General features: G+C 32.0%; 11 protein-coding genes and 1 pseudogene. 3 read left to right on the forward strand and 9 right to left on the reverse strand.

Translation table 11 applies throughout. The features are described 5' to 3' along the window. Nucleotides 1-31: 31 nt before the first annotated feature. The 5 genes and pseudogenes from ACE193_RS08915 to ACE193_RS08935 form a co-directional block, all read right to left on the reverse strand. Nucleotides 32-2,293 (reverse strand): sodium-translocating pyrophosphatase, encoded by a 2,262-nt coding sequence (locus ACE193_RS08915; protein WP_375562643.1) that lies wholly within the window; start codon nt 2,291-2,293, stop codon nt 32-34. 246 nt (nt 2,294-2,539) lie between these two features. Continuing rightward, nucleotides 2,540-3,106 (reverse strand): annotated as a pseudogene (locus ACE193_RS08920) (IS630 family transposase); the annotation flags it as partial. 31 nt (nt 3,107-3,137) lie between these two features. Further along, the gene (locus ACE193_RS08925; protein ID WP_375558679.1) at nt 3,138-3,581 is read right to left on the reverse strand and encodes a helix-turn-helix domain-containing protein; all 444 of its coding nucleotides are present in this window, start codon (nt 3,579-3,581) and stop codon (nt 3,138-3,140) included. 35 nt (nt 3,582-3,616) lie between these two features. Further along, nucleotides 3,617-4,186 carry a hypothetical protein gene (locus ACE193_RS08930; protein WP_375562644.1) on the reverse strand — a complete coding sequence of 190 codons (570 nt, stop codon included), beginning with the start codon at nt 4,184-4,186 and terminating at the stop codon, nt 3,617-3,619. A gap of 22 nt (nt 4,187-4,208) precedes the next feature. Beyond that, nucleotides 4,209-5,300, reverse strand: a complete 1,092-nt coding sequence (locus ACE193_RS08935; RefSeq protein WP_375562645.1) for a trypsin-like peptidase domain-containing protein — start codon at nt 5,298-5,300, stop codon at nt 4,209-4,211. A gap of 226 nt (nt 5,301-5,526) precedes the next feature. Here ACE193_RS08935 and ACE193_RS08940 point away from each other — a divergent pair, with 226 nt between their 5' ends. Together ACE193_RS08940 and ACE193_RS08945 are read left to right on the forward strand one after the other, a co-directional pair. After that, nucleotides 5,527-7,398 carry a serine hydrolase domain-containing protein gene (locus tag ACE193_RS08940; RefSeq protein WP_375562646.1) on the forward strand — a complete coding sequence of 624 codons (1,872 nt, stop codon included), beginning with the start codon at nt 5,527-5,529 and terminating at the stop codon, nt 7,396-7,398. An 86-nt stretch (nt 7,399-7,484) separates the two neighbouring features. Continuing rightward, nucleotides 7,485-8,246: a class I SAM-dependent methyltransferase gene (locus ACE193_RS08945; protein WP_375562647.1), complete on the forward strand. Its 762-nt coding sequence runs from the start codon at nt 7,485-7,487 to the stop codon at nt 8,244-8,246. A 186-nt stretch (nt 8,247-8,432) separates the two neighbouring features. Here the strand turns inward: ACE193_RS08945 and ACE193_RS08950 are convergent, their stop codons facing one another. Both ACE193_RS08950 and ACE193_RS08955 read right to left on the reverse strand, forming a co-directional pair. Further along, nucleotides 8,433-9,620 carry an ISL3 family transposase gene (locus tag ACE193_RS08950; RefSeq protein ID WP_375558606.1) on the reverse strand — a complete coding sequence of 396 codons (1,188 nt, stop codon included), beginning with the start codon at nt 9,618-9,620 and terminating at the stop codon, nt 8,433-8,435. An 860-nt stretch (nt 9,621-10,480) separates the two neighbouring features. Beyond that, nucleotides 10,481-12,442, reverse strand: a complete 1,962-nt coding sequence (locus ACE193_RS08955; RefSeq protein ID WP_375562648.1) for a M3 family metallopeptidase — start codon at nt 12,440-12,442, stop codon at nt 10,481-10,483. Between the two features lie 631 nt (nt 12,443-13,073). Here ACE193_RS08955 and ACE193_RS08960 point away from each other — a divergent pair. Next, nucleotides 13,074-14,303: a nucleoside recognition domain-containing protein gene (locus tag ACE193_RS08960; RefSeq protein WP_375562649.1), complete on the forward strand. Its 1,230-nt coding sequence runs from the start codon at nt 13,074-13,076 to the stop codon at nt 14,301-14,303. On the opposite strand, the gene ACE193_RS08965 is transcribed toward ACE193_RS08960, so the two are convergent. Together ACE193_RS08965 and ACE193_RS08970 are read right to left on the reverse strand one after the other, a co-directional pair. Then, nucleotides 14,300-14,521, reverse strand: a complete 222-nt coding sequence (locus ACE193_RS08965; RefSeq protein ID WP_375562650.1) for a hypothetical protein — start codon at nt 14,519-14,521, stop codon at nt 14,300-14,302. The two genes, ACE193_RS08960 and ACE193_RS08965, sit on opposite strands and share 4 nt — an antisense overlap. Before the next feature lie 88 nt (nt 14,522-14,609). Further along, nucleotides 14,610-15,797 (reverse strand): ISL3 family transposase, encoded by a 1,188-nt coding sequence (locus ACE193_RS08970; protein WP_375558606.1) that lies wholly within the window; start codon nt 15,795-15,797, stop codon nt 14,610-14,612. Nucleotides 15,798-15,802: the final 5 nt, after the last annotated feature.

Raw genomic sequence — 15,802 nt, forward strand, 5'->3', positions numbered from 1 at the left:
GGAAAAGGCACGCTTTTTCCTACCCTAGCATTTACTTCTTAAAATCAGAAATAATAATTTTGCTAGAATTAGAATTGAAAGCTAAATCTGCTTTTTGCGTATTCTTTTGACTATTCTCTACTTGAATAATTTTTGGAACAGGAATTTCTAATTCTGAATGATTTCCTTCATTTACGCTAATATGAGGCGCAATAATCAAAGAAACAATAGACATAAGTTTAATCAAAATATTCATCGAAGGTCCCGAAGTATCTTTGAAAGGGTCACCTACTGTATCACCTGTAACGGCAGCTTTGTGAGGTTCAGAACCTTTGTAGTACATTTTGCCGTCAATTTCTACCCCTTTTTCAAATGATTTTTTAGCATTATCCCACGCACCACCAGCATTTGATTGGAACATAGCCATCAAAACACCTGACGAAGTAACACCTGCTAAAAGTCCACCCAAAATCTCAGCAGAACTCACATTTGCAAAAACTCCTTTGAAACCAAAACCTACCAAAATAGGAACAATAATCGCAATCGCCCCTGGTAACATCATTTCACGAATGGCAGCTTTTGTAGAAATCTGAACACAACGGTCGTAATCAGGCGTCCCTGTTCCGTCCATAATTCCTTTGATTTCTTTAAACTGACGACGAACTTCTTTTACCATTTCCATCGCTGCACGACCTACGGCAGAAATTGCCAAAGCCGAAAATACAAAAGGAATCATTGCACCTACTAAAAGTCCAGCCAAAACAGGAGCTTTATAAAGGTCAATCGCACTAATTCCAGAAATACCAACAAAGGCAGCAAAAAGAGCAAGTGAAGTAAGGGCAGCCGAAGCAATAGCAAAACCTTTTCCAACAGCAGCCGTAGTATTTCCTGCTGCATCCAAAATATCTGTACGCTCACGCACTTCAGGAGGTAAATGGCTCATTTCTGCAATTCCACCAGCATTATCAGCCACAGGACCAAAGGCATCTACGGCAAGCTGCATTCCTGTTGTAGCCATCATTCCTGCTGCTGCCATTGCAACACCATAAAACCCAGCTACTGCATAAGCTCCTACAATTCCAGCAGCCAAAACAAGCGTTGGAAGAGTTGTTGAGTGCATTCCGACAGCCAAACCTGCAATAATATTTGTCGCTCCACCTGTTGCAGATTGTTTAATAATAGAATTTACAGGTCCTTTTCCCATCGAACAAAAATATTCTGTAATGTAAGACATGGCTGCACCTACGGCAAGACCAATCGCAATTGCCCAAAATACTCCCATTGAAGAAAACGTAAAGCCTCTAAAACTCATGCTTTCAGGCAACATCCAATCTACCAAAAAGTAAGAAGCAATTACAGTAAGTAAAATTGCAGCCCAGTTTCCAATATTTAGAGCTGTTTGTACATTTCCACCTTCTTTTACACGAACAAAGGCAGCACCAACAATAGAAAAAATTGCTCCCAAACCTGCTATCATCATTGGTAACAAGATTGGAGAAAGTCCATTAAACTCATCAAAAACTTTTATTTCTCTACCCAAAATCATGGCAGCCAAAATAGTTGCTACATACGAACCAAAAAGGTCTGCTCCCATTCCTGCTACATCTCCTACATTATCTCCTACGTTATCTGCAATCGTTGCAGGGTTACGAGGGTCATCTTCTGGAATCCCTGCTTCTACTTTTCCTACAAGGTCAGCTCCTACATCAGCAGCTTTTGTATAAATTCCTCCTCCTACACGAGCAAAAAGAGCAATACTTTCAGCCCCCAAAGAAAATCCTGTCAAAACTTCAAGAGCCATTTCCATTTCAAAACCATTTACTCCTGCTCCTACACGCTGCACAAAATACCAGTAAAAAGCAATAAAAAGAGAACCAACTCCCAAAATAGCCAAACCAGCAACACCCATTCCCATGACTGCGCCACCTGTAAAAGAAACATCTAAGGCTTTAGAAAGACTTGTCTTTGCAGCTTCTGCTGTTCTTACATTGGCTTTTGTAGCGATACGCATTCCAATAAAACCTGCTAATGCAGAAAAAACAGCACCAATAATAAATGAACCTACAATCGCAGGATGTGAATTTGCACTTGTCATTCCTAAGAAAAACAAACCCAAACAAGCAATGACTACAAAACCAGCCATTACTTTGTATTCAGCCTTTAAAAATGACATTGCTCCTTCGGCAATGTAGCGAGCAATCGTAGTCATTCTTTCGTCGCCAGCAGGTTGTTTGCTGACCCAAGCCGAACGAATAGCTGTATAAATAAGCGCAAGAACCCCAAAAAGAGGCACTAAGTAAATGATATTTTCCATTAAAGAGGGATAAAATTAAATTGTAAATTGAATTTGTGTATTAGACTAACAAAAATTCTTATTTTTTATGAGAATTCAAATAAAAATTTTGCCTTTTTTGTAAATTAAAGGAAATTATATGGATTTATAAAGAGAATTGTACAAAAAAACTCTTTCTACTTCGTTTGAGTAAAAAGAGTTTTTCAAAGTAATTAGATTATTGTTTTTTAGATTGCTTATTTAGTCGTTCTAAGTAGTTAGACATAATTATCGTAACAATTTTCCTTTATATATAGTAAAATCAATTTTATACTTTTTACTATTGTATTTTTTTAGAATATTTTTTACAGCTTGATGTAAGTCTTCTTTACTCGTGAAATCTTGAGGTCTTAACCACTCTATTTTGATTTTTCTCCATAGTGTTTCTATGGGATTCAAATGTGGACTGTAAGAAGGTAAGTAGAAAATAAGTACTCCTTTCTCTTCCCATTCCTCTATTTTCTCTTCTATTTCTTTAGAAATATGCCAAGGTCCATTATCTAACACTAGAACAGTCGTTTTTTCAATTGTTTCTACAAACTGATCTATACAATCAATGATAACTTTAGAATTAATGTTTTGGGTGCTTACAAAACTGCTTAGTTCTCCACGCAAGTTAAGCAATCCAAATACATTTAAATTACCTCCCTTACTACTTTTAATGCCTACTTGTTCTCCTATTCTACACCAACCATAAGGAACATTGGGTTCTAAATTGAAGGAAGACTCATCACAAAAACGCAAATCTATACAGCCTGCTAAAAATAAAAGAATGAGAAATTCTAAACTACGTTTTTTTTCTTCATATACAACAGGGTCAGGTTTCTTAACAGTTACTTTTCTGAAGCGTTTCCAACACCATTTTTTTTTTAAGCAACCTTTTTAAAGTCTTGACTGACATAGATTTACCCAATTCCTCTTCCAATTGAGAAACAACTACTTTCAAACTTTGAGGACTGGCTTCAACTAGAGATTCTACTTTATTCATTTCTTCTTCATTATCTATACGAAGAATAGGGCGACGACCTTGTCCTTTACTCGTCTCTAATCCTGCTATGCCCTCTTTTTCATACCGATTAAACCAACGAATAACTAATTGGCGAGTAACTTGATAAAAATCCATTATCTCACTAACCTTTTTTCCTTGATGGCTTAAAAGAATGTAATGACAACGAGTACGGAAAGTTGATGATTTACCTTCTTTCCAACCTTGCTCTAAGGAAGATACTTCCTCTATACTCAAACTAATAAAACGTTTTTTTCCTCTCATAAAACAAAGATAAAAAAAATATTTAATAATTTTGTCTAACTACTTATAAGGGAAGGTTCAGTAACTTGTATTCTTCCCAATTCATTTTCTAAATAAAGTTCTTTTTTGTCATCTTGAGGCTTCTCAGTTTCAACAGTTATCCAATATTCGTTTTCTATATTGCTATCTTGTGCAAAAATAAAACGTATGCTATCTTGTTGATTCTGCTTATTAGTGTGAAAAAGTGTAACATAAAAAGCATCGGTGGGTGAAGAATGATGTGCTGGTAACTCCCTCAAATTAGATAAATGAGTAATAAGAATTGATGACAACTCTTTTTCTAAAGGTTCATTATTTACTGAAACAGTAATGTTATTTTGTCCAGCAAATTTTCTTATATGTTTTAGATAATCAGCCTGTATTGAATTAGAAATAGCTACAAAAATGAATAACACTAAGATAACTTGCCCCATCAAAAAATAACCTGTATTTTTTTTCTTCTCTCTTATTTCTGGATTTCTAATATCAATAGAGTAAATAAAAAAGCCAAATCCTATGACTGCAATACAGCCAGAAAGTATAAATATATATTTGTATAAACTCGCTAAAAAATAAACTATTTCCATTTTGAAGTATTGATTTAAAATTTTACCATTCTTCCTGCCTTCTCCAAGTAGCACCATATTCATTGACCAATACATTATCAAAGTAATCAGCTCTTTCTAAGAGATTTTTAACTAAATCTACGGCAGTTTGAAGTTTTAGGTATTGTCCAAAAATAGAAAAAGATAGAATTATATCTTGTCCATTTACACTAAAACGAAGCCCTTTCAAAGAATGATTTTGCTGCAATAAAAAAGAATAGGTATCGCCAATATTATCTTTAGGAAGATTACACAAATAAGCATCGCCAAAAATATAACCACTTTCAGGGTTGTAGGTAAGGTTTATTGTTGCGCTTCCTTCTACCATTTCCCAACGGTTTGCACCAGCACGAGCCAAACTTGCATTTTTGCCTAATTGTGTAATTAATTCTTCTATCAAATGTGCAATTCCGACAGGCGTATAAACTTCTTTTGTAAAATCAATAAGTTTTGAGCCACAAGAAGGACAATAAGAATTTTGAATCTTAGGAAGCAAAATAACATTGGTACACGAGCCACAACGAACAGCTTTTTCTCTCCCAAAATTCTCAAAATCATTTAGTGTTTCCTCCAAATAATTGGAAGGCAGCGCAAAACCCAAATCTGTTCCCTCTCTATGAATAAAGGTATTTACACCAATTACTCGCCCTGCATTATCTACTAAAGGACCTCCACTATTACCAGGATTGATGGCTGCATCTACTTGAATGTAATTAATGCCGTTGTGTAATCGTTTTGCTTTCGAAATTATTCCTTGTGTAGTGGTATATTTGAGTCCATAGGGGTGTCCGATGGCTACAATAGTTTCTCCATCTCTCAATATTTCTTGTGAATAATCAATGGTAGGCATTTTTATTTCTGACTCGGAATGAGGCGCAACCAAAAAAGCCAAATCCAGCCGAGTATCTGTAAAACAAACCTCTGCAAGCTGTTTAGGGACATTTTTCCCACTTATTGCTACTTCTGCACATCCTTCAATAACATGATGATTAGTAACAATAATATTATGATTACGAAGATAAAACCCTGTTCCAGAGCCTTTGGGAGTAGCAATTTGAATGACTACCTCTTTATAAATTTCGATGGTTTGATACATAAATAAACATAGAGAATTGACAAAAATACTTTTCAGAAAGCAGCAAAAAACAAAGATAGATTATAAGTTACTCAAAAATAACGTTCTTTTTTAGACTTATTCTATAAATAGTCTCTAATTTTCTAAAAAGTAATGTTGCGTAATAGAAAAATAGCTTTGTCAAAATGGCTTTTTCTAACTAAATTACTCTTTAATTACAAACATCAGACAGTCCAATTATTTTTCTATGAAAAAATCTACAAAAAAAATATTTCTATTTTCTTTTTTTATTATTCTCACTTTTTCAATAGGAGGCTGTGTCAGTTGGTGGCAAGATTGGAATGCCCCAAAAACAATGTTACAGAAGCGAAAACTGATAGAATCTAGCTTAGTTTTGCTTCATAATAAAAGTAATCATATCCCTCTTCAAAATCTGGCTAAAGAGAGAAAAGCTATTGTTAGTATTTCGGAGAAATCATTTTCTATTTTTGAAGAGAATATCAATTTGTATGCTGACTTTACAAGTTTTCATATTATTCCTTCTGGAGATTCTCTAAAACTTGCTGCTGATTTTCAGAGTTTGGATAATTTTAATGAAATTATTTTTTTGATAGGGAAAAATGATAAAATAGATACACTTTCTAATTTTATAGCTCATCAGATTTCTATCTTTGCTTCTTCAAAACCTGTTTCTGTGGTAGTTTTTGAGAATAGAAGTTTTATAAAAGGAAATCAAAAAAATCTTTTACTAACAAATGCTCTTTTATTCTGCCCTGTTTATAATTCAATTTCAGAAGAATTATCAGCTCAACTTCTTTGTGGTGGAGTAGCTGCAAGAGGAGTTTTGGAAAATGAGATTTTACCCAATTTTGAAGAAGGAAGTGGGATTTTTACGAAAAAAAACAGACTAAAATATACCATTTCAGAAGAGGTAGGAATAAAATCACAAGACCTTCGACTTATAGATACACTTGTTTTGGAGGCAATGAATGCAAAGGCAATGCCGAGCGCACAAGTTTTGGTGGCTGTGAAAGGAAATGTTATTTATCAAAAAGCATTTGGTTTTCATACTTACGATTCTACTACAAAAGCAGAAAAAAGTGATATTTACGATTTGGCTTCTGTTACCAAGATTTTGGCTTCAACGACTGCATATATGGCTATTTATGACCAAAATCGTTTGCCTTTAGATTCTACTCTATCTCATTTTTTGCCTTTCTTTAAAGGTACAAATAAAGATACATTAGTTTTGAAGGATATTCTGACACATCAAGCCCAATTATTTCCTTTTATTGATTTTGGACACAAAGAAACACGAAATCATAAGGTTCTTCCAAGAGATATTTTTAGAAATAAGAAAGAAAAAGGTTTTGAAACGCAGCTTGCCGAAAATCTTTTTATAAAGACAGATTATTACGAAGAAAATATGCTCAAAATCATTGCAGATTCGAAACTGTGGGCAACAAAAGAATATAAATACAGCGATTTGGGTTTTATTTTATCTCCCGAAATTATTGAAAGAATAGCACAAGAGGAATTCAGTAACTTTCTTCAAACTCATTTTTATAAACCTTTATCTGCACCTACACTTACTTTCAGACCTTTAGAAAAGTTTTCAAGAAATCGAATTGTTCCTACTGAAAGAGATTCATTGTTTAGAAAGGAGTTAGTTTGGGGAACTGTTCATGATGAAGCTGCTGCCATGCGTGGTGGAGTTTCTGGTCATGCAGGACTTTTTGGAAATGCCAATGATGTAGCCAAAATTTTACAGCTATTTTTGAATGGGGGAAGTTATGGAGAAGCTACTTTTTTCAAGCCAACTACGATTGCAGAATTTACACGTTGTCAGTTTTGTGAAGATGGAAACAGACGAGGATTAGGATTTGATAAACCTCTTTTGGAATGGAGTCCGAATGGAAATACAGCAAAAGATGCCTCTGCGCTGAGTTATGGGCATTTTGGTTTTACAGGAACAATGGTTTGGGTTGATCCTGCAACTGAAATGATTTTTGTTTTTCTGTCTAATAGAGTTTATCCCACACGAGAAAGTAAAATGCTCATGAACCTTAATACTAGAACGAGAATACAACAAGTGATTTATGATGCAATTAAAAATTAGGAAATAAAAAAACTCTTTTCTACATACTAGGAATTCTCTTGTACACAATTTGAGTTATTTATAATTTTATATCAAATCATAATTCTATGAAAGATAATTTTTCTCAGCACTCTAAAAGTTACTCTATTTATCGTCCTTCTTATCCCAAAGAAGTTTTTGAAATTATCTATTCTTATTTGGATAAAAAACAAAATGCTTGGGATTCTGGGACTGGAAACGGACAGGTGGCTGATAAGTTGGCGCAAGATTTTGAAAAGGTGTTTGCTACAGATATAAGTCAGAATCAAATCAAAAATGCTGTTCAAAAAGAAAATATATTTTATGCTATCGAACAGGCAGAAAACTCTTCTTTTAAATCTGATTTTTTTGATTTAATTATTGTAGCACAGGCTATTCATTGGTTTGATTTTGATAAATTTTATCAAGAAGTAAACAGAACACTCAAAAAAGAAGGAGTTTTTGTGGTTTTAGGATATGGCAAGTTAGAAGTTAATGAAGAAATTGATGCCATCATTAACAAATTGTATTACGATATTTTGGGTAAATATTGGGATAAAGAAAGAAAATACATTGATGAAAATTATCAAATAATTCCTTTTCCTTTTAAAGAAGTAGAGCTGAAAAAAAATAAGAAATTATTTAATGAGCTAGAATGGACATTAGAAAACTTAATAGGATATTTGAATACATGGTCGGCTGTAAAACATTATAACAATAAAAATTCAAGTAATTTAAAGAATGATGCTGTAGAAATAATTTATCAAGATTTAGAAAATGCATGGAAAGATAAAGAAGTCAGAACAGTGAAATTTCCAATATTATTGAGAATAGGCACAATTACAAAATAAATAACTGCTTAAAAATCAGATGTTTACATTTTTATCATAAATAATCAATGATTTATAATCAAAAAGGGAACTTTAAGAGAGGCTAAAAGGGTTGAGATTGCATAATTAGAGCAAAAATTTTAAAAATAGATTAATTCTAGTATTAAAAAATTACAATAAATTTTGGCTCTTCCGACTTTTTAGCGATTATATGAATTTGACTATCATTCTCAATCTAAAATTTTGAAAGTTTCTAAACCCATACCCACTCCTTTTGAGGGTCTTAATTTTATTATTAATTCCCTCTACTATTCCGTTAGAATATCTATCTTTGAAGAAATTAATAATATCATTTTTCCAAGAATTAAACGTATTTATAAATCTATTTAGAGCCTTATGATTTATTTTTTGAGCTTCTTCTATCCATTGGTCTAGTAGTTTTTTAGCTTCTTGTTTACTCAAATCAGTATTAAATATATTTTGTAATTCCACTTTCATAAAATACACCTGTCTAAGCGTTGAGCTAAACCTAAACGCTTTAAGTAAAACTCGTCTTTCTTTATAAGTAAGGTCTTTCCATGCCTTGTATAAAAGCCATTTTATTTGCTTGAAATGAACGTTTTTATCATCTTTTCGTCGTAATTCTTTACGAATGCTATCTAGCACTTTATTACAATGCTGAAAAAAATGAAAGCGATCTATTACTACATCAGCGTTAGGAAATACTTCTTTTGCTGTATTTGAAAATCCCTCCCACATATCACAAGAAAATACTTCTATACTAGTACAAAAAACTTCGCCTTTGGATAAAAAATAGGCTTTTAAATACTCTTTATTACGGTATTCTAAAATATCCCAAACTTGACCTGTATCTAAATCTACTAAAACAACAGCATATTCCTTTTTTCCTTTTTTGTAAGCAAATTCATCAATACCTAAACGTCGAGGAAAATAATCTAGGTGTTTTTTTATCTCACGTTTACTATAGGTTTTAAAAATACCATCTAAAACATCCCAAAGTATGTTTTCTCGGATAGCTACTTCTTTGAAACTGCTATCTTTCAAACATAAATAAAGATATTTTTCCAAACGATGAGTTTGATTTTTTTGCTTAGAAACAAAACTAAAAACTTCTTGAAAGTAACGAGTACAATCTTGACAATGAAATTGACGAGAAGTTAAGTGTAAATAAACCTCTTTGTCTAAAATATTTCGGTCACGAACAATACGTTCTGAAGTAGAAGTCACTTTATTGCACTTTTTCAAGCAATTAGGACAAATAGAATCGGCTAAATTACTTTCTCCATAAATAGTTAAGCGAAGTGGAGAAGATTCTATTTTCGTTACTGAAAAATCTGAAAAACCTAATAAAATTGCTATTGTGTTAGTATCCATAGAAAGGCTAAATTAAGAAATTATCGCTAAATTGTCGGAAGAACCTAAATTTTTAATTTTTAGTCGAATAAAAAGCCATTTTTGGTGTAATTATAGAACACTTGAAAGTAAATGAAGATAATTATCAAAAAATATGTTAAATTTTAAGGTTTGTGTGTGCATTTTTTCAGTTTTTAGCGTCTTATATACAGAAGGCAGAGAAAATAAATAAAATGTGATATGCAACCAAAATACAACTTTCTGACTCTTCTAATTACAAGGACTTCAAAACAGTTCACTTACTTATCTTAACAAACACAACTATTAAATTCTATCTATTATGACAACTACAATCTTAACTTGGGTAAAACCATAATTATTTAGTGAATTATTCGGCTTTAATTTAAAAAATAAAAAGATTTCAATAAATTAAAACCTGTATAAATTCTGAACCCTTTAAACTACCATAACAATTTATGAAACAAATTTTATGTGTACTGCCTCTACATATTGAGTTAGCTAACTAACTACTTCTTAGATTTTTATGATTTTTGAAGTAGTTTTTTTATGTCTTTATGTAGCGTAACTTTTAAAGAGCAAAAGGCATAAAAAAAACCATTTCTCATACAAACAAGAAATGGTCTTTTATTTATGATAAGCGAAAATGAAACAAAATTGCAGTCGGCGCAAAAAATTGATAAGTCAATAAATAATTAAAAATTACAAACTGAAAGAATAAAACTACAATTACATTCGCATTTTCGACGGAATGGCAAGTTTGCCTTACACTATTAAGACCCAACGAATCATAAAAGGGTTGCACAAAGCTATCTTTTTTTATGAAAAAATCAAAATAAGTGTTTATAAACCTTTATAACCATCTATAAACCTAAAGATTTCAAAAATGCTTCTTGTTTTGGTTCTCTTCCCAAAAAGTTCTTAATTTGACTCATTTCATCTTCACTCCCTCCTTTTGAAAGAACTTTATCTACATATTTTTTGCCTATTTTGGGATTCAATAATCCTTCTTTCTCAAAAATAGAAAACATATCTTCAGCATATACTTTTGCCCATAGGTAACCATAATATCCTGCTGCATAGCCCATCAAGTGTCCAAAACCTGAAGCAAAATCTGTTTCTTCTACTGGTGGAGTAAGTGTAATTTGGCGTTGAAGTTTATTAAATAACTTGCTTGGAGATTCATCTGTAAGTGGGTTGTAGTTGTCGTGTAAAGTAAGGTCGAATGTTCCATACAAAATCTGTTGAAGTGTAAATAACCCAGAACCTACATTTCTAGCAGCCACCATTTTATCAAAAAGTTCTTTAGGTAATACTTCTTCTGTTTTGTGATGAAATGCAAAGTCTTTCAAAATATCATAATCCCACGCCCAGTTTTCGAAAAGCTGTGAAGGTACTTCTACAAAATCTCGTACTACACTTGTTCCAGCAAAGGCTGCTAAAGCTGATTTTGTTAAAAGTTGATGCAAACCATGACCAAACTCATGGAAAACAGTCGTTACTTGGTCGTGCGAAAGAAGTGAAGGCGAATCAGAAGTAGAAGGAGGAAAATTACAAACCAATGCTGTATGTGGCATTTGATACCCTCTAGTAGTTTCTCTTCCCGAAACTAATCCAAAACAAGCTGCATGGCTATATTTATTTGGTCGTGGGTATAAATCCAAATACATTTTTCCTAAAATAGCATTCTTTTTTCGGACTTCATAAACTACTACATCTTCGTGCCAAACAGAATGATGATACATTTTGACAAAATCAATTCCAAAAAGATCTTTACAAATCTTGAAAATTCCTTTAAAGACATTATTAAGTTCAAAATATTGCTTTACTTCTTCTGCATTCAAATTATAATTTTTCTCTAAAAGAATATTATTATAAAATCCTGTTTCCCAACCTTGTAACTCTTCTTTCCCTTCTGTGATACTCAAAAGTTCTTTATAATCTTTTTCTGCTTTTGGCTTCACTTTTTTAGTCAATTCTTCTTCAAAATCCCAAACAGTACGAGGGGTTTTTGCCATTCTTTCTTCAATGACGTATTGAGCATACGTTTTATAACCCAACAAATTAGCCATTTGATTACGAAGAGCAATCGTTTTGATAAGTACACCTGTATTTTTTGGATTTCCTTTATTCAAATATTTGATATATAGCTCTTTACGCCATTTCTCACTTTTTGCATAACGCATAAATGGACGATAAGAAGGAGAATCTAATGTAATTTTATACATTCCATCTTCCATTTGATGACGTTTTTTGTAGTCTTCTGGAAGCCCTTCTATATCTTCTTCTGAGATAATAATTTGGTCTTGATGCTCTGCAATATTTCTTGAAAACTCATTAGCAAGGTCAGATAATTGATCTTTTAGGTTTCTTAATGCATCTCTATCTTGCTGCACAAGAGCAAAGCCATTGCGTTCGAATTCTCTGACAGTTTCTTTGATAAATTTCTTTTTATAACCTTTTAGCCAACGAGCATCATCGGATAAACTATATTTTTTGATAGCTTTGTATAATTCTTCGTTGAGCGAAAGACCATTTCCGTATCTTTGCAAAACTTGTATGCTTTGGTTGGCTTGTTTGTAAACTCCTTCATTAGAAGATGTATGAGCAAGAAGAAAAATAATACCTGAGATACTGCTTAATTTATGGGTAAGCTCGTCCCATTTTTCCATTTTCATTTCGAAAGTCTGTGCATCGCCTCCTAAAATGACAGCTAAGGCAGCATCAGATTTACGAATAATTTTGTCTGTAATGTATCGAATGCTTTTGGCATCAATTTCTTCAAAATTAGGGGAAGAATAAAAAAACTCAAAATAAGACTCCATAGAAGATAGTTGTAGTAATAATAATTATTTTCATTATACTTTTTTTTTGTAAAAAAAAGTATATAACATTAATTTATTCATCATAATTAGATAAATAAATTATAAATGCTATTTATATAGTTTTAAATTAGTGGACTTTATTAGTTATTCTAGTAAATATGCTTATTTTCCTTGATTTAAAGAATTAGTTAGTGAAACTATTTAAAAAAATAAAATGGTCTTTCTTGGGTGTTGCTGCGTTAAAATACGAATAAAAATATTCTCAGACCTATTTTTAAATAACGTCATTAATTAAAAATCCTATATCAAAATTATTGATTAAATAGGTTTAAATTAATTTTTATTAAAACACATCCTACAATTAGCTTAAAAACTCTGTATCTTAATATGTATATATTTATATTTTAACTCAATAACACCTTTATTTTTTCTTTTTATCAAAAAACAATACTTAAAGAAATTATTTAGTAAAAGTACGTCAAAAAATTTAATTTAGTGTGTTAATCAACATATAAAAGACACATTTGTAATTTTTTTTTGCTTTTGTCGCCTTTAAATCATTATTTTTTGACTGGATAGTGGGTAAAAATTACTTACTTCTTACATTTTTATAAAATTTACAAAAATACAAATGGCTCTTAATCGAATTTGGATAGGTTTTTTTCTTGTTGCTTTTGTCTTTGCTGTTTTTCAGCTTTTTACAGGTGATATAGAAGTTTTTTCTAAGATTACAAACTCTACTTTTGAAAGTGCAAAAATAGGTTTCGAAATCTCTCTTTATCTAACGGGTGCAATGGCTCTTTGGTTAGGTATTATGCGAATAGGTCAAGAAGCTGGTGCAATAGAGGTATTAGCAAAACTTGTCAGTCCATTATTTAAGCATCTTTTTCCAGAAGTTCCAAAAAATCATGCTGCTGTTGGTGCAATGCTCATGAATTTTTCGGCAAACATGCTAGGATTAGATAATGCAGCCACACCATTGGGATTAAAGGCAATGGAAGAGTTACAATCTTTAAACCCAAAACCTGAAACGGCTAGTAATGCACAAATTATGTTTTTGGTTTTAAATACTTCAGGTCTGACTATTATTCCTGTTTCGGTAATGGTATATAGAGCGCAAGCTGGGGCTGTTAATCCTGCTGAAATATTCGTTCCTATTCTAATAGCAACCTTTTTTGCTACATTGGCTGGTATTTTGGCTGTCGGAGTCAAACAAAAACTCAATCTCCTACATCCTGTTGTAATTGCTTACTTGGGTGGACTTACAGCTTTTATTTCATTTATTACTTGGTTTTTTAGTACACTGCCACAAGAAAAAATTAGTTCGTACTCTTCTGTTGCTAGTAACTTTATTTTATTTGGAGTAATGGTTGGTTTTATTGCTTGGGCTGCTTTTAAGAAAGTAAATGTCTATGAAACTTTTATTGAAGGAGCAAAAGAAGGGTTTTCAATTGCCATAAAAGTAATTCCTTATCTTGTTGCTATGCTTGTTGCTATTGGAGTTTTTCGTGCTTCGGGAGCTATGGAAATGCTAATTTCTGGAGTAAGTTGGTTTATTTCTTTATTTGGTTTTGATACTGAATTTGTAAAAGCTTTGCCTGTTGCGATTATGAAACCATTGAGTGGAAGTGGTGCAAGAGGGCTTATGATTGATGCTTTTACGACACATGGAGTGGATTCTTTTGTTGGAAAAGTAGCTGCAACACTTCAAGGCTCAACCGATACTACATTTTATGTTTTGGCTGTTTATTTTGGAGCTGTCAATATCAAAAATACAAGATATGCTGTTAGTTGTGGTTTGATTGCTGATGGTGTGGGAATAATTGCTGCTATTTTGTTGAGTTATTTATTTTTTACTTAGCAAGTAGCACATTTTTCTTTCCATTTTTCTTTTTCTTCATTACTTTCTTTATATCCAGATTCTACTGCAAGTTTCCAGTCTTTGCAAGCTGCTTCAGTATTTCCTTGTTTGTAATGAATTGAACCTTTTTTATAAATGGATTTATTATGTTTCTCATCGATTTTTAGAATCTCTTCTATGATTCCTAATGCTTCTTCATAGTGTTCTAAGCCAAACAAAGCATATACTTTTCCATAAAGAGAGCTTACTTTCTCATATTCTTTTGTTATACATTCTTCAAAATCGGCTCTTCCGACTTTTTAGCGATTATATGAATTTGACTATCATTCTCAATCTAAAATTTTGAAAGTTTCTAAACCCATACCCACTCCTTTTGAGGGTCTTAATTTTATTATTAATTCCCTCTACTATTCCGTTAGAATATCTATCTTTGAAGAAATTAATAATATCATTTTTCCAAGAATTAAACGTATTTATAAATCTATTTAGAGCCTTATGATTTATTTTTTGAGCTTCTTCTATCCATTGGTCTAGTAGTTTTTTAGCTTCTTGTTTACTCAAATCAGTATTAAATATATTTTGTAATTCCACTTTCATAAAATACACCTGTCTAAGCGTTGAGCTAAACCTAAACGCTTTAAGTAAAACTCGTCTTTCTTTATAAGTAAGGTCTTTCCATGCCTTGTATAAAAGCCATTTTATTTGCTTGAAATGAACGTTTTTATCATCTTTTCGTCGTAATTCTTTACGAATGCTATCTAGCACTTTATTACAATGCTGAAAAAAATGAAAGCGATCTATTACTACATCAGCGTTAGGAAATACTTCTTTTGCTGTATTTGAAAATCCCTCCCACATATCACAAGAAAATACTTCTATACTAGTACAAAAAACTTCGCCTTTGGATAAAAAATAGGCTTTTAAATACTCTTTATTACGGTATTCTAAAATATCCCAAACTTGACCTGTATCTAAATCTACTAAAACAACAGCATATTCCTTTTTTCCTTTTTTGTAAGCAAATTCATCAATACCTAAACGTCGAGGAAAATAATCTAGGTGTTTTTTTATCTCACGTTTACTATAGGTTTTAAAAATACCATCTAAAACATCCCAAAGTATGTTTTCTCGGATAGCTACTTCTTTGAAACTGCTATCTTTCAAACATAAATAAAGATATTTTTCCAAACGATGAGTTTGATTTTTTTGCTTAGAAACAAAACTAAAAACTTCTTGAAAGTAACGAGTACAATCTTGACAATGAAATTGACGAGAAGTTAAGTGTAAATAAACCTCTTTGTCTAAAATATTTCGGTCACGAACAATACGTTCTGAAGTAGAAGTCACTTTATTGCACTTTTTCAAGCAATTAGGACAAATAGAATCGGCTAAATTACTTTCTCCATAAATAGTTAAGCGAAGTGGAGAAGATTCTATTTTCGTTACTGAAAAATCTGAAAAACCTAATAAAATTGCTATTGTGTTAGTATCCATAGAAA

Origin of the sequence: Bernardetia aquimarina, from assembly GCF_042180575.1 — a bacterium.
In the GTDB taxonomy this organism is placed as follows: Bacteria; Bacteroidota; Bacteroidia; order Cytophagales; family Bernardetiaceae; genus Bernardetia.

Bases quoted from the DNA above. Each gene is read 5' to 3' on its own strand.
- ACE193_RS08915 (WP_375562643.1), bottom strand. From the start codon at position 2,293: ATGGAAAATATCATTTACTTAGTGCCTCTTTTTGGGGTTCTTGCGCTT.
- ACE193_RS08925 (WP_375558679.1), bottom strand. From the start codon at position 3,581: ATGAGAGGAAAAAAACGTTTTATTAGTTTGAGTATAGAGGAAGTATCT.
- ACE193_RS08930 (WP_375562644.1), bottom strand. From the start codon at position 4,186: ATGGAAATAGTTTATTTTTTAGCGAGTTTATACAAATATATATTTATA.
- ACE193_RS08935 (WP_375562645.1), bottom strand. From the start codon at position 5,300: ATGTATCAAACCATCGAAATTTATAAAGAGGTAGTCATTCAAATTGCT.
- ACE193_RS08940 (WP_375562646.1), top strand. From the start codon at position 5,527: ATGAAAAAATCTACAAAAAAAATATTTCTATTTTCTTTTTTTATTATT.
- ACE193_RS08945 (WP_375562647.1), top strand. From the start codon at position 7,485: ATGAAAGATAATTTTTCTCAGCACTCTAAAAGTTACTCTATTTATCGT.
- ACE193_RS08950 (WP_375558606.1), bottom strand. From the start codon at position 9,620: ATGGATACTAACACAATAGCAATTTTATTAGGTTTTTCAGATTTTTCA.
- ACE193_RS08955 (WP_375562648.1), bottom strand. From the start codon at position 12,442: ATGGAGTCTTATTTTGAGTTTTTTTATTCTTCCCCTAATTTTGAAGAA.
- ACE193_RS08960 (WP_375562649.1), top strand. From the start codon at position 13,074: ATGGCTCTTAATCGAATTTGGATAGGTTTTTTTCTTGTTGCTTTTGTC.
- ACE193_RS08970 (WP_375558606.1), bottom strand. From the start codon at position 15,797: ATGGATACTAACACAATAGCAATTTTATTAGGTTTTTCAGATTTTTCA.